This is a genomic window from Streptomyces sp. NPDC056987 (genome assembly GCF_042673865.1).
Taxonomy (GTDB): Bacteria; Actinomycetota; Actinomycetes; order Streptomycetales; family Streptomycetaceae; genus Streptomyces.
Genome location: NZ_JBHURV010000024.1, coordinates 108,619 through 130,483 on the forward strand (window position 1 = coordinate 108,619; position 21,865 = coordinate 130,483).

The window sequence follows — 21,865 nt, forward strand, 5'->3', positions numbered from 1 at the left end:
CCCCACTCGAAAGGGGCAGGTGGCGGGCGGGCCTGGCGGCCGGATGCCCCGAGGCACGAAGTTAACGGCGGGTGAGGACAAGGAGGAGCCCGCCGTGCGACGCCCGCCCTGGAGGACGTACGGGCACGGCGGGCGCTCAGGCGGTCGCCGGCTGCTGCTGGGCGCGGCTGACGTCGTAGACGCCCGGTACGTCGCGCATGGCGCGCATCAGACCGGGCAGGCCCGCCGCGTCCGGCAGCTCCAGCGTGTACGTGTGCCGTACGCGTTGTTCGCTCGGCGGCTCCACCGTCGCCGCGACGATCGCGGCGCCCGCCGTGGCGATGGCCTCCGTGAGGTCGGCGAGCAGCCGGGGCCGCCCGAACGATTCGGCGTACAGCGTCACCCGGCACTCCGGCGCGTCGCCCCACCTCACCGGGATCGGGCGCCGGTCCAGCGCCCGCATCCGGTCCACGGCGCGGCACTCCTGCCGGTGGACGGTGACGACGCCGCCGCGTACGGAGAAGGCGGTCACCGCGTCGGGCGGTACGGGCGTACAGCAGCCGGCGAGCCGTACGGTGGCGCCCGGCAGGTCCACCACGGCGTTGGGCTCGCCCCGCCGGTCGGCGGTGACGGCGAGCGCCGCGCGGGGCGCCGCGTCGGGCGTCCCCACGGCCTCGGGGTGGGCCGTCAGCCAGCCGGTGATCGCGATCCGCGCGGCGGGCGTACGGGCGTGGTCGAGCCACTGCGGCGAGGGCCCCGACGCGGCGTCCTGGGCCAGCAGCAACTGCACCGTGTCGCCGTCCCGCAGGACCGTACTGAGCGGCGCCAGACGGCCGTTGACCCGCGCCCCGAGGCAACCGTGCGCGGCCTCGCCGTGCTGCGCGTACGCGGCGTCCACGCAGCTCGCCCCCGCGGGCAGGCCGAGCAGCCCGCCCTCGGCGCGGAAGACGGTGATCTCCGCGTCCTGGGCCAGGTCGTCGCGGAGGGTGGCCCAGAAGGCGTCCGAGTCGGTGGTGGCCTCCTGCCACTTCAGGAGGCGGGAGAGCCAGCCGGGCCGGGTCGGGTCGGCGCGTTCGCCGTCCTGCGGGTCCGCGGCGGAGGCACGCTCCGTGCCGTCCTGGCCCCCTGTGGCGTCGGCGGACGCATACGGGTTGCCCAGGGCAACCACCCCTGCCTCGGCGACCTTGTGCATCCGGTGCGTACGGATGAGGACCTCGGCGACCGCGCCGTCCGGGCCGGCGACCGCCGTGTGCAGCGACTGGTAAAGGTTGAACTTGGGCGCCGCGATGAAGTCCTTGAACTCGGAGATCACCGGGGTGAAGCAGGTGTGCAGCTCGCCGAGGACCGCGTAGCAGTCGGCGTCCTCGGTGACCAGCACCAGCAGCCTGCCGAAGTCCGTGCCGCGCAGCTCGCCGCGCTTCAGTCCCGAGCGGTGCACGGAGACGGAGTGCCGGGGCCGCACCAGGACCTCGGCGGTGATGCCCGCCTCGCGCAGCACGCGCCGGACGTCCTCGGAGATGGCCGCGAGGGCGTCCCCCGCGGTGGCGTTGTCCGCGATCAGGGCGCGGGTCTGCGCGTACTCCTCGGGATGGAGGATGGCGAAGACCAGGTCCTCCAGTTCGGTCTTGAGCGCCTGGACGCCGAGCCGTTCCGCGAGCGGGATGAGTACGTCGCGGGTGACCTTCGCGATCCGGGCCTGTTTCTCGGGACGCATCACCCCGAGGGTGCGCATGTTGTGCAGCCGGTCCGCCAGCTTGATCGACATCACCCGGACGTCGTTGCCGGTGGCGACGAGCATCTTGCGGAAGGTCTCGGGCTCGGCCGCCGCCCCGTAGTCGACCTTCTCCAGCTTGGTCACGCCGTCGACCAGGTAGCAGACCTCGTCGCCGAACTCCGCCCGCACCTGGTCCAGCGTCACATCGGTGTCCTCGACGGTGTCGTGGAGGAGGGAGGCGGTCAAGGTCGTGGTCTCGGCGCCCAGTTCGGCCAGGATCAGGGTGACGGCGAGCGGGTGGGTGATGTAGGGCTCGCCGCTCTTGCGGTACTGCCCGCGGTGCGAAGCCTCCGCCAGGACATACGCCTTGTGCAGTACGGCCAGGTCGGCGTCCGGGTGGTGCGCGCGGTGCGCGTCCGCGACATGGCCGATCGCGGCCGGCAGCCGGTCCCTGGTGGCGGGGCCGAGTAACGCGGCCCTGCCGAGCCTGCGGAGGTCGATCCGGGGAAGGCCGCGTCTGCGGCTGTGGGCACCAGGGCTGGTTGCCTCTGCGCTCATGGGGCACCTCCGGGCAGCATCGACCGGCGGGGAGAGGGCGGGGACGCCCTCCGGGCCGGTGCTTGATGCTATCGACCCCGTGGCGTGCGGCAGTCCCGGTCCCGCCCGACGTGAAACGGATCACCCATCCGAGCGAAGATTTAACCGAAGGCGGATTCGAGCCAGACCGGGTCGATGTGACCCTCCGCCACGATGACGGCGGGCCCCGTCATCTCGATCCCGCCGTCCGGGCGCTCGGTGATGACGAGCCGTCCGCCGGGGAGGTCCACGGTGTACGTGACGGGCTCGCCCGTCACCGCGGGGTCGGCACCGTCCCTGCGGGCCGCGGCGACGGCCACGGCGCAGGCGCCCGTACCGCAGGAGCGGGTCTCGCCTGAGCCGCGCTCATGGACGCGGAGGGCGACGTGGCGCGGTCCCCGGTCGACGACGAATTCGACGTTCACCCCGTCCGGGTAGACGGACGCGGGGCTGACGGGCGGCTCCGTGAACAGGTCCCCCGCGTGCGCCAGGTCCTCGACGAACGCGACCGCGTGGGGATTGCCCATGTTGACGTTGAGGGCGGGCCACCGCCGGCCGCCGACCGTGACCGTGGCCTGCTCCTCGGGGAGCGCCGCGCGCCCCATGTGGACGGTGATGTCCCCGGCCCCGCCCTCCGCACCGTGCCCGTCCTTGGCGAGATGCGCCTTCTTGACCCCGCCACGGGTGGCGACGGCCAGATCTCCCGCCTCCACGTGTCCGGCGCGCTGGAGGTACCGGGCGAAGACCCGCACTCCGTTGCCGCACATCTCGGCGACCGACCCGTCGGCGTTGCGGTAGTCCATGAACCACTCGGCCTCCCCGGCCATGGCACGCGCCTCGGGGTGGGCCGCCGACCGTACGACATGGAGCAGCCCGTCGCCGCCGATCCCGGCCCGGCGGTCGCACAGGGCCGCCACCGCGCGGGGGGAGAGGTCCAGGGCGTTCTCCGGGTCGGGAACGATCACGAAGTCGTTCTCCGTCCCGTGTCCCTTGAGGAAGGCGATGGGCGCGGTCGGCCGGGCTGCGGTCTGGGAAGTGCTCACGGAACCATCGTACGAGGCAGGTAGGACAGCGCCCTCCGGAGCGGCCGACGCGGCGGGCCCGGGACCGCTCGGGACCAGGACCGGGGCCCGCGCCGTGCGGGGCCCCGCTGTGCCGGGCGCGCGCCGTGCCGGGCCCCGTACGGGGCCCGCGCCGTACGGGGCGGTCAGCGCAGCCGGGCGACCCGCCAGACGGCGAGGGCGACCAGGGCGGCGCCCACGGCGACGTACAGGGCGAGGACGCGCCAGTCGGGGCGCTCGCCCGAGGACCGGCTCGGCAGCCCCGGCCATGTGTGCCCGACGCGGCGCGCGGCCATCATGCCCGCGCCCGCGGCGCAGCAGCTGATCAGCAGCCCGAGCATGGCGACGACCGCCCCGCCGTCCCCGGTGCCGAAGGCGAGGGGGAAGGCGAACATGAGGGAGCCGACGGCGGCCAGCGTCACGATCGGGGCGAGCTGCCAGATCCGCAGCCTGGGCCGGGGCCTGAGTTCGACCTCGACCTCGTCGGCCAGGGTCTCTTCCTCCGGACCGTCAGGGCTCAGCCTGGGGCCGTCCTCCGACGTCTCCGAGGACGTGGGTTCTCTGTCGCGAGGGCCGGCCTCCATCGCCACGCGCCCTCCCAAGTCGGACTCCACTGGTCGATCGATCGATGCCCGATGGTCGACCGTTGCTCGATGATGGCACGCCCGCGGGGACCGCACGGACGCCCTGAGCGTCCCGATGCCATCACGTGATCAGGCTGTGACCGCTCGTTCGACCAACGCGAGCGCCCGGTGCGGGAGTTCTTCCCTGTGCTCCGTTCCGCCGCCCAGCCAGTGCACCCGGGAGTCGCGGCGGAACCAGGAGTCCTGACGGCGCGCGAAGCGTTTGGTGGCGCGAACGGTCTCCGCGCGCGCCTCCTCCTCGGTGCACTCACCGGCCAGCGCCGCGAGCACCTGCTGGTAGCCGAGGGCGCGGGAGGCGGTACGTCCCTCGCGCAGCCCGCGCGCCTCCAGGGCGCGTACCTCGTCCACCAGACCCTCGTCCCACATCCGGTCGACCCGGCGCGCGATCCGCGCGTCCAGTTCGGGGCGGGCGACGTCGACGCCGATCTGGAGGGTGTCGTACACCGCGTCATGACCCGGCAGATTGGCCGTGAAGGGCTTGCCGGTGATCTCGATCACTTCCAGCGCGCGGACGATGCGCCGGCCGTTGCTGGGCAGGATCGCGCGGCCCGCGGGAGGGTCGGCGGCGGAGAGCCGGGCGTGCAGGGCGCCGGAGCCGCGGAGCAGCAGCTCCGCCTCCAGCCTGGCGCGCACCTCGGGGTCGGTGCCGGGGAAGTCGAGGGCGTCGATGGCTCCGCGTACGTACAGCCCGGAGCCGCCCACCAGGACGGGCGTACGGCCCTCGGCGAGCAGCCGGTCGATCACCGTCCTGGCGGAACGCTGGTACTCGGCGACGCTCGCCGCCTGGGTGACCTCCCAGATGTCCAGGAGGTGGTGCGGCACTCCGGCGCGCTCCTCGGTCGTCAGTTTGGCGGTGCCGATGTCCATGCCCCGGTAGAGCTGCATGGAGTCCGCGTTGACGACCTCACCGTCGAGTTGCCGGGCAAGGTGTACGCCCAGATCGGACTTGCCGGCCGCGGTGGGACCGACGACGGCGATGACCCGCGGTGCGGTAGGTGCGCTTCTCACTGCCCCAGTCTCGCAAACAGCGGTCCCCTGCCCGAACGAGTTACGTGACAGCACGCCTCCGGGGCCGGCTCGGGGCAGGGCGGATCTCCATCCCCGCGAGTACGATATGGGGAGGTTAAGGGCGTTTTTTCATGGTTCGACAGTCGGCCCGGTGTCTCACCGTCCGCAGTCGGCTCCGTGAGATGGGAGCCGAGTGCGGACGGTGAGGCGGGGAAAAAGCACCCACAAGTAGGCTGTTGTCTCCTCCGAGGGAAGGTGGCCCATGGGCTTCCTGGATTCATTGAAGGCCAAAATCGGTCCGGCCAAGGAAAAGGTCGCCGACCTCGCGCAGCAGCACGGGGGCAAGATCGAACACGGGCTGGACAAAGCCGCCCGCACGGTCGACGAGAAGACCAAGGGCAAGTACAGCGACAAGATCGACGCGGGTACGGGCAAGGCCAAGGACGCGCTCGGCAAGCTCTCCCACAAGGACGACGGCACTCCCCCGCCACCGGCCGCCCCCTGATCGGTCGCACAGGGACGGCGACGGGGACGGGGCGGTACGGGGCCATGGCGCCCCGTACCGCCCCGTCGCGCCGTATCCGCTACGACCAGGCCGCCACGAGGTAGCCGACCCCGTACGGCGCGTCCTCGTACAGCAGCGCGCCGCCCAGCCGCGCGCCCTCGGCCGCGCCGGCGAGCACCTGCCAGGGGGCCCGGCCCGCCGCCTTGAGCGCGGCCGCCAGCTCCGTGTCGAGCGCCGTGAGCGCCGCCACGTCCGCCGCCGACAGCGCCGCCGCCACCGCCGCGTCGAAGCCGGCCGCCCGGTCGTCCAGGTAGCCGGGCGCCTTGAGCGTGCGGCACGCGCTGGCGTCGCCCATCACCAGCAGCGCCACCCGGTCGTCCCCCGCCGCGATCTCCTGTCCGGCCGCGACGCAGCGCCCGGTGGCGAGCCGCTCGTCCACACCCAGCGCGGACACCGGGGCGGCGGACCAGCGGACATGCTCCAGCAGCCACGCCGCGACGGCGAGGGAGGGCGGCAGCGCCCGCGCGGGGGCCTCGGCGCCGCCCGGCGCGGCCCCGCCGAGGACGACATCCACGTCCACCCCGAAGCCGCGGAACGACCCCGTGGCGCCCCGTGGGTGGTCTCCCGCGGCCACCGGCTCCGCCGGGCCGACGACGACCAGCCGGTCGGGCCGGGCGGCCGCGAGCACCCCCAGCGCGTCCGCGCACGCGGCGCGCGCCGCGTCGAGCTCGGGCGCGGCGTCGGCCGCCACGGCGGGGACCAGCAGCGGCGGACTGGGACATACGGCAGCGGATACGAGCATGATCAGCAGCCTACCCAGGCCACGTTCCGGGCCGGTCCGCCGTTCGCCGGTCTGCCGGGCGCCGGTCTGCCGGGCGCCGGGCCACCGGACGCCGGGCCACCGGCCGAACGCCCGGCGCCGGTCACGGGCCGCCGACCGGTCGGCAGGCCGCCGGTCACGGGGCGGCGCAGCCCCCCGTCGCGGCGGGGAGCGGTGCGGGGACACCCACCGTGGGCAGGCCCAGCAGGACCCCGGCCGGCTTCGCCGCCTCCGCGGCGTGCCGCTTCTCCCAGGCGTCGCCGGCCCGGGTGCGCCGTACCCGCGTCGTCGGGCCCTCGGCGAGCAGGTGGTGCGGGGCGGCGTAGGTGATCCCGACGGTCACCACGTCGCCCGGCCGCACCTCCTCGTCCGGCTTGGTGAAGTGGACGAGCCGGTTGTCGGGCGCGCGCCCCGAGAGCCGGTGCGTGGCGCCGTCCTTGCGCCCCTCGCCCTCCGCGACCATGATCTCCAGCGTCCGGCCCACCTGCTTCTTGTTCTCCTCCCAGGAGATCTCCTCCTGAAGGGCGGACAGCCGCATGTAGCGCTCCTGGACGACCTCCTTGGGGATCTGGCCGTCCATCTCCGCGGCCGGGGTCCCGGGGCGCTTGGAGTACTGGAAGGTGAACGCCTGCGCGAAGCGCGCCTCACGCACCACGTGCAGGGTCTGCTCGAAGTCCTCCTCGGTCTCGCCGGGGAAGCCCACGATGATGTCGGTGGAGATGGCGGCGTGCGGGATCGCGGCCCGCACCTTGCCGATGATGCCGAGGTAGCGGTCCTGCCGGTACGAGCGCCGCATCGCCTTGAGAACCGGGTCCGAGCCGGACTGGAGCGGCATGTGGAGCTGCGGCATCACGTTCGGCGTCTCGGCCATCGCCGCGATCACGTCGTCCGTGAAGTCGCGCGGGTGCGGCGAGGTGAAGCGGACGCGCTCCAGCCCGTCGATCGCCCCGCAGGCGCGCAGCAACTTGGAGAACGCCTCGCGGTCACCGATGTCGGAACCGTACGCGTTGACGTTCTGGCCCAGCAGCGTGATCTCGGAGACACCCTCGGCGACCAGGGCCTCGATCTCGGCCAGGATGTCGCCGGGACGGCGGTCCTTCTCCTTGCCGCGCAGGGCGGGGACGATGCAGAAGGTGCAGGTGTTGTTGCAGCCGACCGAGATGGAGACCCAGGCGGCGTACGCGGACTCGCGCCGGGTCGGCAGTGTGGAGGGGAACGCCTCCAGCGATTCGGCGATCTCGACCTGCGCCTCCTCCTGGACACGGGCACGCTCCAGGAGGACCGGCAGTCTGCCGATGTTGTGCGTACCGAAGACCACATCGACCCAGGGCGCGCGCCGCACGATGGTGTCGCGGTCCTTCTGGGCCAGACAGCCTCCGACGGCGATCTGCATGCCCGGGCGCCTGGTCTTCATCGGCGCGAGCCGGCCGAGGTTGCCGTACAGCTTGTTGTCGGCGTTCTCCCGGACGGCGCAGGTGTTGAAGACGACGACGTCGGCGTCCCCGTCGGAGCCCTCGGGCGCCCGGACGTACCCCGCGTCCTCCAGGAGGCCGGAGAGCCGTTCGGAGTCGTGGACATTCATCTGGCACCCGTAGGTGCGCACCTCGTAACTTCTCGTACCGCCCACTGCCTGACTCCGGTCGCCGCTGCTCATGCCCACCAGAGTAGGCGGAAGAGGCACGTGGTAAGTGGCGGGTACCGGACAGGGCCTGGCCATCACGGGGAGTGAGCTGACAGGATCGGCCCATGTTCACCGTTCCGCCCCGGATCAGCCGTGGCCGCGCCCTGGGGGCCGTCGCCGGGCTGGTGGTGCTCGGGCTGCTCGCGTGGTGGCTGGCACCGCTCCGCGCGGCCACGCCGAGCGGTTCGGTCACCTTCAGCACGGGAGTGACCACCGGGGTGTACCAGCGGTACGGGACACTGCTCAAGGAGGACCTCGCCCGCGATCTGCCGCGGGTGTCGGTCGACCTGCGGGACAGCGAGGGCTCCCAGCAGAACCTGGCGCGGGTGGCGACGGGCGACGCCGACTTCACGATCGCCACGGCCGACGCCGTCGCCAAGTACCAGAAGGACCGGCGTCCCGGCGCGGACGGGCTGCGCGGCTGCGCGCGGCTCTACGACGACTACGTGCAGCTCATCGCCGCCAAGAGCGCCGGCATCAGCTCCGTCGCGGGGCTGCGGGGCAAGAAGGTCGGTGTGGGCCAGGAGGGATCGGGGGTCCGGCTGCTGGCGGAGCGGATCCTGACGGCCGCGGGGCTCGATCCCGACCAGGACATCAGCCCGGTCCTGGCCGGGATAGACACCATGCCGCAGCTGCTCGAAGAGGGTGACCTGGACGCCTTCTTCTGGTCGGGCGGGCTCCCCACCACCGCCGTGGAGAAGCTGTCCGAGCGCTACGACATACGGCTGGTCCCGCTGGACGCCGCGCTGGTCGAGAAGCTGCACACCTCCGGCGGGGCCTCCGCGCGCTACTACCGCTCCGCCGAGATACCCGCCGACGCATACGGGAAGATCCGGAACAGCGCCCCCGTCCCCACCGTGGCGGTGGCGAATCTGCTCGTCACCGACGACCGGATCGACCCGGACCTGGTGGAGGGGTTCACCCGCACGGTGATCAAGAGCCGGGACCGCATCGGCCACCAGGTGCACCCGGCCCAGCTGGTGGATCTGCGGACCGCCATCTACACGGCTCCGCTCCCGTTGCACAAGGGCGCCCAGCGGTACTACCAGTCGGTCAAGCCGTAGCGTTCCGGGCGATCCGCAGAGGCAGGGCCGACGAGCGGGGTCAGGGCCGCCCCGTAGGGGCTGAGCCGCGCGGGGTCAGGGTGCCGTGCGCGGGACGGCCACGGTGACCCGCAGGCCGCGCGGCTCGCCGTGGGCGTACGTGATGGTGCCGTCGCCCGCCGCGAGCAGCGCCCGCGTGATGGAGAGGCCGAGCCCCGACCCCTTGATGTTCTGGTGGCGGTTGCTGCGCCAGAAGCGGTCGCCGATCCGGGACAGCTCCTCGTCGGTGAGCCCGGGACCGCCGTCGTTGACGACGACGGTGGACGTCGTGCCGTTACGGGCGACCGTGACCGTGACCTCCTCACCGGCCGGGGTGAACTTGAGGGCGTTGTCGATCACGGCGTCCAGGGCGCTGGAGAGCGCGATGGGATCGGCCCAGCCGGTGACCGCGGCGCGGTGCTCGGTCAGCCGTACGCCCTTCTCCTCGGCGACGGCCCGCCATGCCGCGACCCGTTCGGCGGCCACCTCCCCGATGTCGGTGATCCGCAGGTCGGCGGCGGTGTGCTCGGCCAGCGCCAGGTCGAGGAGGTCGTCGAGGACCTGGGCCAGCCGCCTGCCCTCGGTGCGTACGGAGGCGATCTCCTCGTTCCCCTCGGGCAGTTCGAGGCCGAGCAGCTCGATCCGCAGCAGCAGGGCGGAGAGCGGGTTGCGCAACTGGTGGGAGGCGTCGGCGACAAAGGCGCGCTGCTGCTCCAGCACGTCCTCGACGTTGTCCGCCATCTCGTTGAACGAACCGGCCAGCCGCCGCAGTTCCGGCGGTCCGCCGGCCGCGGCGACCCGCGACTTCATCCGTCCGGTGGCGATGTCGTGCGTGACCGCGTCGAGGACCCGTACGGGCCGCAGCACCCACCCGGTCAGCCGGATCGCGGCCCCGACCGCCACGAGCATGGCCACCGCCTCGCCCACCGCGATGACCAGCCAGCTCCGCAGGGTGCGCGAACGCATCTGGCCGGTCGGTGAGTCCGTCACCACGACGGCGACGACATCCCCGTCCCGTACGACCGGCGAGTCCACGATGAGCCGGCCGTTCTGCCAGGGCCAGACCTGCTCGGGGTCGTCGCTGCGGCGGCCCAGCAGAGCCTCCTGGAAGGACTGGCGCCCCTTGCCGTCCGCCGGCACGCGCCAGTTCCCCGGGGCGCTGGCCATGGCCCTGCCGTCGCGGTAGAAGACGCCGACCCTGATCCCGTACACCTCGTGGTAGCGGGTCAGCTCCTCCTCCAGCAGTTCGCGCCGTTCCTCGCTGCCCGCGCGGCCCTCCGTACCGGTGCGGCCCTCGGAGACGAACTGCGCGAGGGCCGCGACGCGGGCCGTGTCGTCGATCCGGTCGATGACGACGTCCTGCTGTTCGGCGGCGGCCCGGCTGACGGCGAGCGGGAAGCCCAGGGCGAGGAGCACGGCCGCCATGAGGATGATCAGCAGCGGCAGAAGCCGGGTGCTCACCGGTGCGGATGCCCGGCCGGCACGACCAGCCGGTAGCCGACCCCCCGTACGGTCTCGATCAGCGCGGGCATGCCGAGCTTGGAACGCAGCGACGCCACATGAACCTCCAGGGTGCGCCCCGTCCCCTCCCAACTCGTGCGCCACACCTCGCTGATGATCTGTTCCCGGCCGAAGACGACCCCGGGGCGCTGCGCGAGCAGGGCCAGCAGGTCGAACTCCTTGCGGGTGAGCTGTACGGCCGTACCGTCCACGGTGACGCGGCGGGTGGGCAGTTCGAGCGTGAGCCGCCCGAGGCGCTGGACCGCCTCCTCCGGGTGCCCCGGCTCGTCCCCGCTCACGGTGCGCCGGCTCACGGCGTGAATGCGGGCGAGGAGTTCACCGGTGTCGTACGGCTTGACCACGTAGTCGTCGGCCCCCAGGTTGAGGCCGTGGATCCGGGACCGTACGTCGGCCCGGGCCGTCACCATGATCACCGGGGTCGAGGTGATCTTCCGGATCTTGCCGCAGACCTGGTAGCCGTCCTGGTCGGGCAGGCCGAGGTCGAGCAGCACCACCGCGAACGGCGGCTTGCCGGCGGCGGGCAGCACGGCCTGCAGCGCCTCCTCACCGCTGCGGGCATGGACTACCTGGAATCCGTGCTTGGCGAGCACGGCGGACAGGGCGGCGGCGACATGGTCGTCGTCCTCCACGAGCAAAAGCCTCACAGGCCCCCTTTTCGGTCACTTTCCTGCATGTCGTGATCTTGAGTCATGTCCGAAGTACGTAAATGGCATCCACGCCGATGACGGGGCGCCAGTCAAGAGCCTTCCCGTTACACCAACGTTTCCGTTACCCACCCGGTACTCCCCGCACTGCCCAGTTCACACGGAGTGTCCGGTTGCGGCCGGATCGTTATGCTCAATTTCAGCTCAGATGTAATGACGCTGATCGCAGCGCGTGACTAGGGTCCTCCCCAACCGAGTGAGGACGGAGCAAAAAGCCGATGAGCGGAGTGTCAGTGACCAAGGACACCGGGGGCGCCGGGCAGGCGACGGGCGACCTGGTCGTACTGAGCAACGTGAACAAGCACTTCGGCGCGCTGCATGTGCTCCAGGACATCGACCTGACCATCGCCCGTGGCGAGGTCGTGGTCGTCATCGGGCCTTCCGGGTCCGGCAAGTCCACACTGTGTCGCACCATCAACCGCCTGGAAACGATCGATTCGGGTTCGATCTCGATCGACGCCAAACCCCTGCCCGACGAGGGCAAGGAACTGGCGAGGCTGCGTGCCGATGTCGGCATGGTCTTCCAGTCGTTCAACCTCTTCGCACACAAGACGGTGCTGGAGAACGTCACGCTGGGCCAGATCAAGGTCCGCAAGACGGACAAGAAGAAGGCCGAGGAGACCGCGCGCACGCTGCTCGACCGCGTGGGGGTGGGCTCGCAGGCCGACAAGTACCCCGCCCAGCTCTCGGGCGGACAGCAGCAGCGCGTCGCCATCGCGCGGGCGCTGGCGATGAACCCGAAGGTCATGCTCTTCGACGAGCCCACCTCGGCGCTCGACCCGGAGATGATCAATGAAGTGCTCGAAGTCATGCAGCAACTGGCCCGTGACGGAATGACGATGGTCGTCGTCACGCACGAAATGGGCTTCGCCCGGTCCGCCGCGAATCGGGTCGTCTTCATGGCCGACGGCCGGATCATCGAGCAGGCCACGCCCGACGAGTTCTTCAGCAATCCGCGCAGCGACCGCGCGAAGGACTTCCTCTCGAAGATCCTGCACCACTGATCCGCGATCCCGCACCACACCGGTCCGTCGATGTACTGATCCGCCGATTCGCCGGTCTGCTGATCCACTGATCCACCCATCAGCTGATCCACCGACCCGCTGATCAGCTCCACCGACTCCGCTCGACGGCTTACGGCTCTTCGTACGCCACGGCTTACGGCTCTACGGCTTATGGCTCTACGTCTCTACGGCTCTACGGGCACCACCGCGTTCCGCAGAACCTGATTCGTTCACGTCTCACCCGAGGGAAGTTCACGCATGAAGCTCCACAAGGCAAGCGCGGCCGCGGCCGCCGCCCTGGTCCTCTCCCTGACCGCCACCGCCTGCGGCGGCGAGAGCAACGAGGGCGACAGCGGTTCCGGCGGCGGCGACAAGATCACCATCGGCATCAAGTTCGACCAGCCCGGCCTCGGCCTGAAGAAGCCGGACGGCACGTACGCGGGCTTCGACGTCGACGTCGCCACGTATGTCGCCAAGGAACTGGGCTACGACGCCAAGAACATCGTCTGGAAAGAGGCGCCCAGCGCCGAGCGCGAGAACCTGATCTCCAACGGCGACGTGAAGTTCGTCGCCGCGAGCTACACGATCAACGACGAGCGCAAGAAGAAGGTCGACTTCGCCGGCCCCTACTTCCTCGCCCACCAGGACCTGCTGGTCCGCGCGGACGACAGTTCCATCACCAAGGCCGCGGACCTGAACTCCAAGAAGCTCTGTTCCGTCACCGGCTCCACCTCGGCGCAGAACGTCAAGGACAAGCTTGCCCCCAAGGCGGACCTCCAGGAGTTCGGCGGCTACTCCGAGTGCCTGACCGGCCTGGAGAACAAGGCCGTTGACGCCCTGACCACGGACGACTCCATTCTCGCGGGGTACGCCTCGCAGCAGGAGCACCAGGGCAAGTTCAAGCTCCTGAGCCTCAAGCTCAGCGACGAGCCCTACGGCATCGGCCTCAAGAAGGGCGACACCGAGCTCCAGAAGAAGATCAACGACGCGCTCACCAAGATGGAGTCGGACGGTTCCTGGGAGAAGGCCGTGACCGCCAACTTCGGTCCGGCCAACTACAAGAACGAGCCCGCCCCGAAGATCGACGCGACGAGCTGAGAGAAGCAGTGACGCGCCGCCGGCCGGGCCGGCGGCGCGTACCGACCAGCAAACCAGGGGAGAGCGCGGGGCATCGTGTTCGACTTTCTTGATTCCGGGCAGTACGACCTGCTCGGCGCCTTCTGGGTGACGGTGCAGCTCACCCTCTATTCCGCAGTGGGTTCCCTGATATGGGGAACGCTGCTGGCCGGGATGCGTGTCAGTCCCGTACCACTCATGCGTACCTTCGGCACCGTCTACGTCAACTTCGTGCGCAACACCCCGTTGACCGTGGTACTCGTGGGCTGTTCGCTGGCGCTCGGCCAGACCCTCCAGATCACGCTCGGCGGCGGGGACTTCAAGTCCATCGGCTTCCGGCTCGCGGTACTGGGCCTGGTCGCCTACACCGGCACCTTCGTCTGCGAGTCCCTGCGCTCCGGCATCAACACCGTGCCCGTCGGACAGGCGGAGGCCGCTCGCGCGCTGGGGCTGAGCTTCTTCCAGGTGCTGACGCTGATCGTGCTGCCCCAGGCGTTCCGCTCCGTGGTGGCACCGCTGGCCAATGTGCTGATCGCCCTGACGAAGAACACGACGGTCGCGGCGGCCATCGGGGTCGCGGAAGCCTCGGCGCTGATGAAGACAATGATCGAGAACGAGACCAGCGCGCTCTTCACCGTCTTCGCGGTGTTCGCCTTCGGCTTCGTCGTTCTCACCCTCCCGACCGGCCTGGTTCTGGGCTGGGTCAGCAAGCGCGTGGCGGTGAAGCGATGAGTGGCACGTCCGTCCTGTACGACGCCCCGGGGGCCCGCGCCAAGCGGCGCAACATCCTCTACACGGTCGTGTTCCTGGTGGTCTTCGCGCTCGCCGCCTGGTGGGTGCTGGCCATCATGGCCGAGAAGGAGCAGCTCGCGTCCGAGAAGTGGAGCCCGTTCGTCACGGACTCCGCGGTCTGGACGACCTATCTGCTGCCCGGCCTCTGGGAGACCATCACGGCCGCGGCTCTCTCCATCGTGATCGCCCTGCCGTTCGGCGCGCTCCTCGGCATCGGGCGGCTCTCCGACCACGCGTGGGTCCGGGTTCCGGTCGGCGTGGTGGTGGAGTTCTTCCGCTCCATCCCGGTCCTGCTCATGATGGTGTTCGCCTCGGCGCTCTACGTGCAGTTCAGCAATGTCTCCTCGGACCTGAGGCCGCTGTACGCCGTGGTGACGGGTCTGGTGCTCTACAACGCCTCGGTCATCGCCGAGATCGTCCGGGCCGGCATCCTCACGCTGCCGAACGGGCAGACCGACGCCGCGAAGGCGATCGGGATGCGCAAGGGCCAGACCATGTCGTACGTCCTGCTGCCGCAGGCCGTGACCGCGATGCTGCCGGCCCTGGTCAGCCAGCTCGTGGTGGTCGTCAAGGACACGGCGCTGGGCGGCGCGATGCTCGGCTTCTCCGAACTGCTCGCGCAGAACCGTTCGATCACCGCCAACTACGGCGCGAACACCATCGCCACGCTCGTCGTCATCGCCCTGATCTACATCGCGCTGAACTCCGCGCTCACCGCTTTCGCCGGATGGCTGGAGCGGCGGCTGCGGCGCGGCAAGAAGAGCACCGGAGAGGTCCTCGGGGCCGGGGAACCTCATCTGGCCTACGGCCCGGGGCACACCATGGACGGCGGCAACAACTCTGCCTGATGAGGCGGGCGGGGCGGGGGGTGTACGCGCCGCCCCGCCCGTCGCTTGACGCGAGCACCCCCAATAGGTTGCATACGTTCTGTGATCACACACCGGGCTCCTGCCGCCGCCCCTGACCGTATGACCGCACGGGCCCGAAGGGGCGCGCCGTGGACCCGGTGATCGTCGTGGGCGCGGGCCCGGTCGGGCTCGCGCTCTCGCTGGCTCTCGCCGTGCAGGGTGTCCCCTCCGTCGTGCTGGACGAGGGCACCGGCACGGACGATCCGCGCCCCGCGCGGACCGCCGTACTGCGGCCGGACACCGTCGCGCTGCTGGCCCGGCTCGGCTGCACCACCCTCGGTGACGAGGGAGCACGCTGGGCCGGCTGGCGTCTGATGCGGCGCAAGCAGCTCATGCGGGAACTGCCCCTCGGCCGGGCCGGTGACGATTCCCCGGCCCCCCTGCACATCCCGCAGCACGCCCTGACGCGCGGACTGCGTGCCTCCATCGCCGAGGAGGGCCTGATCCGGGTGGTCCCCGGCAGCCGGCTCGACGCCCTGGAGCAGGACGGCCACGGGATCACCGCGCACACCCGCGGCCCCGGGGCGACCTGGTGGCGCGGCAGCCACCTCGTGGGGTGCGACGGCGCCCGCTCCACGGTCCGCAAGCTGCTCGGCATCCGCTTCCCCGGGCGTACGGCGGTGGAGCGGCACGCGGTCGCCGCGATCCGCGCTGAGCTGCCATGGCCGGACGAGGCTCTGCTGCACCGCAGGCCACCGTGGCCGGGCGGCGGCGAGGAGGTCTCCGCCAGGCCGCTCGGCGACGGCGTGTGGCGGCTCGACTGGCTGCTGCCGGCCCGCGGCGACTTGGTGACGCCCGACGCGCTGGTGTCGCGTTTACGGGACACCCTGGCCGGCTGGTGCGGTGAGACGCCGCCGTACGAACTGCTCGACACGGGCGTCTACACGCTGCACCACCGGCTCGCCCGGCGCTGGCGCGCGGGCCGGGCCTTTCTCGCCGGGGACGCCGCGCATCTGCTGGGCGCCGTCGGCACGCAGGGGCTCGACGAGGGGCTCCGCGACATCGGCAACCTCTCCTGGAAGCTCGGCGAGGACTGGCACCACGGGGCTTCGGAGACCCTCCTCGACAGCTACCAGGCCGAGCGCCGCACCGCCGTGGCCGCTCGGCTGCGCGCGGCCGACCAGTCGCTGCCGATACTGCGGGGCGGTGGCGGGCTGCGTACGTACATGCCGGGAGCGACCCGCGGGCACGACACCCTGCTCGCCGACGGGCACCTCGGGCACGGCCCGCTGGGCGCGCCGCCCTCCTATCCGCACTCCCCCCTCGCGCCCCCGCCCACCGAGACGCAGACGGCGGTGGGCACGCCGCCCGGCGCCCAGGTCGACGACGTACGGGTGACGGCGCCGGACGGCACGACCACCCGGCTCGGCGAGCGGCTGGGACAGGGCCGGCTGCTGGTGGTGCTGGTTGCCCCGGGCACCGGGGTCTGGGACCGACGGCACTGGCTGACGGCGGGGGTGATGCCGCGGCTGGCCGAGGCTGTGTCGGCGCTGCCGGTACGGGCGGAGCTGCTGGTCACGGAGGCGTATCCGGGAGCCTCCGCGCACAGTGTGCTGCTGGTCCGGCCGGACGGGCACCTCGTGACGGCCTTCGGCGGGGTACGGCCGGGCGACCTCTACGCGGCGGCGGACGCGGCGCGCGGCGGCGCGCCGGACGCGCCTTCCGGGGGTCCGGGTGCCGGCCGGCCGTCGGGCGGCGCGAAGGCTCCGGGCGGCGCCGATCAACCGACGGCGCACACCGTTCCGAAGCCGAACGCTCCGGTAACTCCTGACCGCACCGCGAACATCAATTGACCGCCGCGGGCTCACATGGTGTACTCCGAATCGTGACTGACACCGATGTGCGCCTGTGGCGGAGGGTCCATATGGACCTGGTCCGCTATGCGGGCTGCGTGTGTCGCCCGTCCTGTTGATTCGCCCCTTTCCGCTCCGCGCCTCCCGCTCCGCGCCACGGCGGCGTACCCCCGCGAACCTCTCAGGACGGTCACCGTGTCTCTTCTTCCCGTACCCACCTCCGCACCCGCCGCCGGGGCCGTCGCGTCCGGCCCGGCCGCCGGTCCCACCCCCGCCGAGCTGCTGGACTTCGTCCGCGGCGCCGCCGCCGACCGCGCGCTGATCGACTCCCTGCCGCTCGACCCCGAGGGGCGTACGTGGATCAGGCTGGAGGGGCCCGGCGGCAGCGAGGCGTGGCTGATCGGCTGGCCGCCCGGCACGGGCACCGGCTGGCACGACCACGGTGGCTCGCACGGCGCGTTCGCCACGGCGGCGGGCACGCTCAAGGAGGACTCGCTGGCGGCGCGGCTGCCCACCGAGGGGTGGAAGACCCTGGAGCTGGCCGAGGACGTGGACCGCGAGCGGCAGCTGACGGCGGGCGAGGGCCGGGCGTTCGGCAGGCACCATGTCCACGAGGTGCGCAACGAGTCCGGGACCGCGCACGCCGTGTCCGTCCACGCGTACTACCCGCCGCTGCCGCTGATGCGGCGCTACAGCCGCACCGGGCAGGTGCTCCGTCTCGAACAGGTCGAGCGTCCCGAGGAGTGGCAGTGAGCGTGCGAGGTACCGATGAGCGGCCGGGCGGCGAGCGGGGGACCGGCGAGCGTGCGGGCGACGGGCCGGTGGGCATAGACGAGCTGCTGGAGCGGGTCCGTGCGGACCTGGACCGGCTGGAGCCCCGGGAGGCGTTCGAGGCCGCGGCGGACGGCGCGCTGCTGGTGGACATCCGGTACGCGGCGCTGCGCGAGCGCGACGGGCTGGTCCCGGGGGCGCTGGTCGTGGAGCGCAACGAGCTGGAGTGGCGGCTCGACCCGCGGGGCAGCCACCGGGCCCCGGAGGCGACCAGCCATGAGCTGCGGGTCGTGGTCATCTGCAACGAGGGGTACGCGTCGAGCCTGGCGGCGGTGTCCCTGCGGCAGTTGGGACTGCACCGCGCGACCGACCTCGTCGGAGGCTTCCAGGCGTGGAAGGCCGAGGGGCTGCCCGTCACGCGGTGAGCGTACGCGCGCTGCGCCGAGCCCTCCCGTACGGAGCCGGACCAGCCGCGGCGGCGGCCCGCCCGGAACCCCCGGCTCCGGTCTCCGGTCCGAGTCCGGTCTCCGGTTCCGTCCGGGCCCTCAAGCCCAGCTCCGGCCCCCGATCCGTGTCCGGTCCCTGTGTCCGGGGCCGGTCGGTGTCAGGTCCCGGTCCAGCTCGGCCCCGGTCCGTGTCCTGGTCCGGTTCCTGAGTCCGGGCCGGTCCCGGGTCCGTGTACCGGTCCGGCCGCCCGTTCCGGGTCCGCGCCCGTGTCCTGAGCCCAGGTCCGGCCTCCGGTCCGGGGCCCGGGTCTCGTGTCCGTCTCCGGTTCTCATGCCCGCCTGAGTCCGGGGCCGGTCCCGGGTCCGGGTGCTGGTCCCGGGTCCGGGTCTGTGCGTCCAGGTCCTGGCTCGGAGACCACCCCTCAATGGACGCCCTCCTCCAGCCCCTCGGTGTCCTCGCCCTCCTCCTCCAGCGCCCGCTTGACCACCCGGAGCGCCATGCCCTCCGGATATCCCTTGCGCGCCAGCATCCCCGCGAGTCGGCGCACCCGTCTGTCCCGCTCCAGGCCACGGGTGGCGCGGAGCTTGCGGGCGACCAGCTCGCGGGCGGTCTCCTCCTCCCGCTCGGAGTCGAGCTGCCCGACCGCCTCGTCGATCAGCGCGGACTCCACGCCCTTCGTCCGCAGCTCCCGCGCGAGGGCGCGCCGGGCCAGGCCGCGGCCGTGATGCCGCGACTCGACCCAGGCGTCCGCGAACGCCGCGTCGTTGATCAGTCCCACGTCCACGAAGCGGGAGAGCACCTCCTCCGCGATCTCCTCCGGGATCTCCCGCTTCTCCAGGGCGTCCGCGAGCTGTTTGCGTGTACGGGGGGTGCCGGTGAGCAGGCGCAGACAGATCGCCCGCGCCCGCTCGGCCGGGTCCTGGGGCGACAGCTCCTGCTCGGCCCTCGACGAGTCGGAGCCGCCGCCCGGCTTTTCAGTCCGTCGCCTCTTCGCGTAAGGCACGGCAGGAACTAACTCTTGGCCGCTGCCGACTTGGCCGACTTGGCCTTGGAGGCAGTGGCGGTGGCCGGCTTCACCGGCTCGGCACCGGAGGCGGGGGCGCCTGCGGCGTCCGCTCCGGGCTCGGCCGTCGGCGCCTGCGGCTGGACCCCGACCCCCAGCTTCTCCAGGATCTTCTTCTCGATCTCATTGGCGAGATCGGGGTTGTCCTTGAGGAAGTTGCGGGAGTTCTCCTTGCCCTGGCCGAGCTGGTCGCCCTCGTACGTGTACCAGGCGCCGGCCTTGCGGACGAAGCCGTGCTCCACGCCCATGTCGATCAGACCGCCCTCGCGGCTGATGCCCTGGCCGTAGAGGATGTCGAACTCGGCCTGCTTGAAGGGCGGCGAGACCTTGTTCTTGACGACCTTGACCCGGGTGCGGTTGCCGACGGCCTCGGTGCCGTCCTTCAGGGTCTCGATACGGCGGATGTCCAGGCGGACCGACGCGTAGAACTTGAGCGCCCGGCCACCGGTCGTGGTCTCCGGCGAGCCGAACATCACGCCGATCTTCTCGCGGAGCTGGTTGATGAAGATCGCGGTGGTCTTGGACTGGTTGAGCGCACTGGTGATCTTCCGGAGCGCCTGGCTCATCAGCCGCGCCTGGAGCCCGACGTGCGAGTCGCCCATCTCGCCCTCGATCTCCGCGCGGGGCACCAGCGCGGCGACGGAGTCGATGACGATGAGGTCGAGCGCGCCGGAGCGGACCAGCATGTCCACGATCTCCAGGGCCTGCTCACCGTTGTCCGGCTGGGAGAGGAGTAGATTGTCGACGTCGACGCCGAGCTTCCTCGCGTACTCCGGGTCGAGGGCGTGCTCGGCGTCCACGAAGGCCACCGCGCCGCCCATCCGCTGCGCGTTCGCCACGGCGTGCAGCGTCAGCGTCGTCTTACCGGAGGACTCGGGGCCGTACACCTCCACCACACGGCCGCGCGGCAGGCCGCCGACGCCGAGCGCGACGTCGAGCGCGGTCGATCCGGTGGGGATGACCTCGACGGGGTCGTTCGGCCGGTCGCCCATGCGCATCACTGCGCCCTTGCCGAATTGTCGTTCAATTTGTGCGAGAGCGGCGTCGAGCGCCTTCTCGCGGTCGGTTCCTGCCATGGGTTCCACCCGATTTGCTTGAGTCGATCGCTTCACGTCAACGACGCTATCCCCTGCCACTGACAACGCGCCCCCGACGCCTCCCCGCCTGTGGACAACTGCGGACAACCTGGCCGGGCCCAACCGCCGGCCGACGCCCCGGCCACCACGCCACCACACACTCCGCCGACCGGACCGGGGAAACACCGGCAGCCCTCCCATAAGAATGGATGTTCGATTTCGGTGTCAAGCGACACGTGACAAGCCCCACCTCTCCTTCCTCGCATGGTGCTCACCTCCCCCGCCTGCCGCCGACGGCTGTCCGTACGGGAGACCGACCTCGTCGTGGCACTCGCCGTCTCGGCCGTCGTGGCCGTCTGGACCCTGCTCCAGATGCGCTCGGGAGGCGAACCGCCCGGCCGCGCGCTGATCGGCTGGGGCCTGATCACCCTCAGCTGCGGCGCCCTGTACTTCCGGCGGCGCCGGCCCGTGGCCGTGGGCGTCCTCACCACGGGCGCGGATCGCCCGTCAGGTCGCCCGGCGCGCGGCAGTTGCCCGGACGCCCGAGGGGGCGGCCTGGCGGCGCTGGGCGAGCGCGGTACAGCGACGGCCCTGGGCCGCGCTGCTGGTCTCGCTGGCCGCCCCGGCGGCCGGGCTGCGCCTCGGCTTCGCGGACGCGGGCAGTGACGCGGGGACGAAGACGAGCCGGCAGGCGTACGACCTGCCGGCGGACGGCTTCGGGCCCGGCTTCAACGGCCCGCTGATCGTGGTCGCGGACGGCGGTGGAGCGGGGACCGGCGCCGCGCTGCGGCAGGCGCTGGAGAGCGCTCCCGGCGTCGCCGCGGCGACGGCGCCGATCCCGACGCGGGACGCCACCGTCACCACGGTCGTCGCCTTCCCCGACTCCGCGCCGCAGGCCGAGGCGACCTCGCTCCTCGTCGACCGGTTGCGCGACGAGGTCCTGCCGCCGCTGGAGCGGCGGACGGGCGCGGATCTGCTGGTCGGCGACGCCACCGCCGCGACGGAGGACTTCGCGGCCACGGTGTCCGCGCGGATGCCACTGTTCGTCGCCATCGTGGTGGGCCTCTCGGCCCTGCTGCTGCTCGTGGTCTTCCGGTCCGTACTGATCCCCTTGAAGGCCGCGCTGCTCAATCTGGTGAGCACCGGGGCGGCGCTCGGCGCGACCACCCTGGCTTTCCAGCACGGCTGGTCCGGGGTCGAGCCGGGGCCGATCGAGGCGTTCATCCCCGTCATGATCTTCGCGATCGTCTTCGGTCTCTCGATGGACCACGAGGTGTTCCTGCTCTCCCGCATCCATGAGGAGTGGGAGCGCACAAAGGAACCGCAGGCCGCGGTCCGTGAGGGCCTGGCGGCGACCGGGAAGGTCATCACGGCCGCGGCGGCGATCATGATCGTGGTCTTCGCGGCGTTCGTCCTCGGCCCCGACCGGGTGCTCCAGCAGTTCGGCCTCGGGATGGCGGTGGCGATCCTGCTGGACGCGGTGGTCATCCGCTGTCTCATCGTGCCCGCGCTGATGCGGCTCCTGGGAGGCGCCGCCTGGTGGCTGCCGAAGCCGCTCGGCCGGATCCTGCCGAGGGTGGCGCTGGAGCGTCGCTGAGGC

Annotated in this window: 19 protein-coding genes and 2 pseudogenes; 11 read left to right on the forward strand and 10 right to left on the reverse strand. The window is 71.8% G+C overall.

Going from position 1 to position 21,865, the window contains the following annotated elements:
• Window positions 1–136 precede the first annotated feature (136 nt).
• The 4 genes from ACFTZC_RS25825 to miaA all read right to left on the reverse strand — a co-directional run bounded on the left by ACFTZC_RS25825 (window position 137) and on the right by miaA (window position 4,982).
• Window positions 137–2,251: a RelA/SpoT family protein gene (locus tag ACFTZC_RS25825; RefSeq protein WP_382893581.1), complete on the reverse strand. Its 2,115-nt coding sequence runs from the start codon at window positions 2,249–2,251 to the stop codon at window positions 137–139.
• Window positions 2,252–2,391: 140 nt separating this feature from the next.
• Entirely contained in the window at window positions 2,392–3,312 is a 921-nt protein-coding gene (dapF, locus tag ACFTZC_RS25830; RefSeq protein ID WP_382893583.1) for a diaminopimelate epimerase, read from the reverse strand.
• Between the two features lie 164 nt (window positions 3,313–3,476).
• Window positions 3,477–3,914 carry a hypothetical protein gene (locus tag ACFTZC_RS25835; RefSeq protein WP_382893585.1) on the reverse strand — a complete coding sequence of 146 codons (438 nt, stop codon included), beginning with the start codon at window positions 3,912–3,914 and terminating at the stop codon, window positions 3,477–3,479.
• A gap of 129 nt (window positions 3,915–4,043) precedes the next feature.
• On the reverse strand, window positions 4,044–4,982 hold the full coding sequence (gene miaA, locus ACFTZC_RS25840; RefSeq protein ID WP_382893588.1) for a tRNA (adenosine(37)-N6)-dimethylallyltransferase MiaA: 939 nt from the start codon (window positions 4,980–4,982) through the stop codon (window positions 4,044–4,046).
• Window positions 4,983–5,244: 262 nt separating this feature from the next.
• Between miaA and ACFTZC_RS25845 the strand changes: the two genes are divergently transcribed.
• Window positions 5,245–5,487: an antitoxin gene (locus tag ACFTZC_RS25845; RefSeq protein ID WP_382893590.1), complete on the forward strand. Its 243-nt coding sequence runs from the start codon at window positions 5,245–5,247 to the stop codon at window positions 5,485–5,487.
• Window positions 5,488–5,566: 79 nt separating this feature from the next.
• Here ACFTZC_RS25845 and ACFTZC_RS25850 read toward each other — a convergent pair whose 3' ends face one another.
• Together ACFTZC_RS25850 and miaB are read right to left on the reverse strand one after the other, a co-directional pair.
• Complete coding sequence (locus tag ACFTZC_RS25850) at window positions 5,567–6,289, reverse strand: hypothetical protein (protein WP_382893592.1); 723 nt, start codon at window positions 6,287–6,289, stop codon at window positions 5,567–5,569.
• Window positions 6,290–6,443: 154 nt separating this feature from the next.
• Window positions 6,444–7,961 carry a tRNA (N6-isopentenyl adenosine(37)-C2)-methylthiotransferase MiaB gene (gene miaB, locus ACFTZC_RS25855; protein WP_382893594.1) on the reverse strand — a complete coding sequence of 506 codons (1,518 nt, stop codon included), beginning with the start codon at window positions 7,959–7,961 and terminating at the stop codon, window positions 6,444–6,446.
• A 92-nt stretch (window positions 7,962–8,053) separates the two neighbouring features.
• Between miaB and ACFTZC_RS25860 the strand changes: the two genes are divergently transcribed.
• Entirely contained in the window at window positions 8,054–9,052 is a 999-nt protein-coding gene (locus ACFTZC_RS25860) for a TAXI family TRAP transporter solute-binding subunit (RefSeq protein WP_382893596.1), read from the forward strand.
• A gap of 75 nt (window positions 9,053–9,127) precedes the next feature.
• Here the strand turns inward: ACFTZC_RS25860 and ACFTZC_RS25865 are convergent, their stop codons facing one another.
• Window positions 9,128–10,531 carry an ATP-binding protein gene (locus ACFTZC_RS25865; RefSeq protein ID WP_382893598.1) on the reverse strand — a complete coding sequence of 468 codons (1,404 nt, stop codon included), beginning with the start codon at window positions 10,529–10,531 and terminating at the stop codon, window positions 9,128–9,130.
• Window positions 10,528–11,235: a response regulator transcription factor gene (locus ACFTZC_RS25870; protein WP_365817737.1), complete on the reverse strand. Its 708-nt coding sequence runs from the start codon at window positions 11,233–11,235 to the stop codon at window positions 10,528–10,530. The genes ACFTZC_RS25865 and ACFTZC_RS25870 overlap by 4 nt, the downstream gene beginning before the upstream one ends.
• Before the next feature lie 278 nt (window positions 11,236–11,513).
• On the opposite strand from ACFTZC_RS25870, the gene ACFTZC_RS25875 reads away from it, so the two are divergent.
• From ACFTZC_RS25875 to ACFTZC_RS25910, 8 genes are all read left to right on the forward strand, one after another.
• On the forward strand, window positions 11,514–12,299 hold the full coding sequence (locus ACFTZC_RS25875; protein WP_382893601.1) for an amino acid ABC transporter ATP-binding protein: 786 nt from the start codon (window positions 11,514–11,516) through the stop codon (window positions 12,297–12,299).
• Window positions 12,300–12,557: 258 nt separating this feature from the next.
• Window positions 12,558–13,397, forward strand: a complete 840-nt coding sequence (locus ACFTZC_RS25880) for a glutamate ABC transporter substrate-binding protein (RefSeq protein WP_382893603.1) — start codon at window positions 12,558–12,560, stop codon at window positions 13,395–13,397.
• A 75-nt stretch (window positions 13,398–13,472) separates the two neighbouring features.
• Window positions 13,473–14,147, forward strand: coding sequence for an amino acid ABC transporter permease (locus ACFTZC_RS25885; protein ID WP_382893605.1), 675 nt, complete (start codon window positions 13,473–13,475; stop codon window positions 14,145–14,147).
• On the forward strand, window positions 14,144–15,055 hold the full coding sequence (locus ACFTZC_RS25890) for an amino acid ABC transporter permease (RefSeq protein WP_382893607.1): 912 nt from the start codon (window positions 14,144–14,146) through the stop codon (window positions 15,053–15,055). Before ACFTZC_RS25885 ends, ACFTZC_RS25890 begins: the two co-directional genes overlap by 4 nt.
• A gap of 149 nt (window positions 15,056–15,204) precedes the next feature.
• On the forward strand, window positions 15,205–16,908 hold the full coding sequence (locus ACFTZC_RS25895; RefSeq protein ID WP_382893609.1) for an FAD-dependent monooxygenase: 1,704 nt from the start codon (window positions 15,205–15,207) through the stop codon (window positions 16,906–16,908).
• A gap of 47 nt (window positions 16,909–16,955) precedes the next feature.
• The gene (locus ACFTZC_RS25900) at window positions 16,956–17,027 is read left to right on the forward strand and encodes a putative leader peptide (protein ID WP_309544753.1); all 72 of its coding nucleotides are present in this window, start codon (window positions 16,956–16,958) and stop codon (window positions 17,025–17,027) included.
• A 76-nt stretch (window positions 17,028–17,103) separates the two neighbouring features.
• Window positions 17,104–17,661, forward strand: coding sequence for a cysteine dioxygenase (locus ACFTZC_RS25905; RefSeq protein WP_382893611.1), 558 nt, complete (start codon window positions 17,104–17,106; stop codon window positions 17,659–17,661).
• A 2-nt stretch (window positions 17,662–17,663) separates the two neighbouring features.
• Window positions 17,664–18,104: a rhodanese-like domain-containing protein gene (locus ACFTZC_RS25910; RefSeq protein WP_382893613.1), complete on the forward strand. Its 441-nt coding sequence runs from the start codon at window positions 17,664–17,666 to the stop codon at window positions 18,102–18,104.
• A gap of 443 nt (window positions 18,105–18,547) precedes the next feature.
• Here the strand turns inward: ACFTZC_RS25910 and recX are convergent.
• Window positions 18,548–19,225: pseudogene (gene recX / locus ACFTZC_RS25915) on the reverse strand (recombination regulator RecX); the annotation flags it as partial.
• A complete protein-coding gene (recA, locus tag ACFTZC_RS25920; protein ID WP_382893615.1) occupies window positions 19,138–20,265 on the reverse strand; it encodes a recombinase RecA in 1,128 nt (375 codons plus the stop codon). The pseudogene recX and the gene recA, both read right to left, overlap by 88 nt.
• A gap of 493 nt (window positions 20,266–20,758) precedes the next feature.
• Here recA and ACFTZC_RS25925 point away from each other — a divergent pair.
• Window positions 20,759–21,862: pseudogene (locus ACFTZC_RS25925) on the forward strand (MMPL family transporter); the annotation flags it as partial.
• Between the last annotated feature and the right edge of the window lie 3 nt (window positions 21,863–21,865).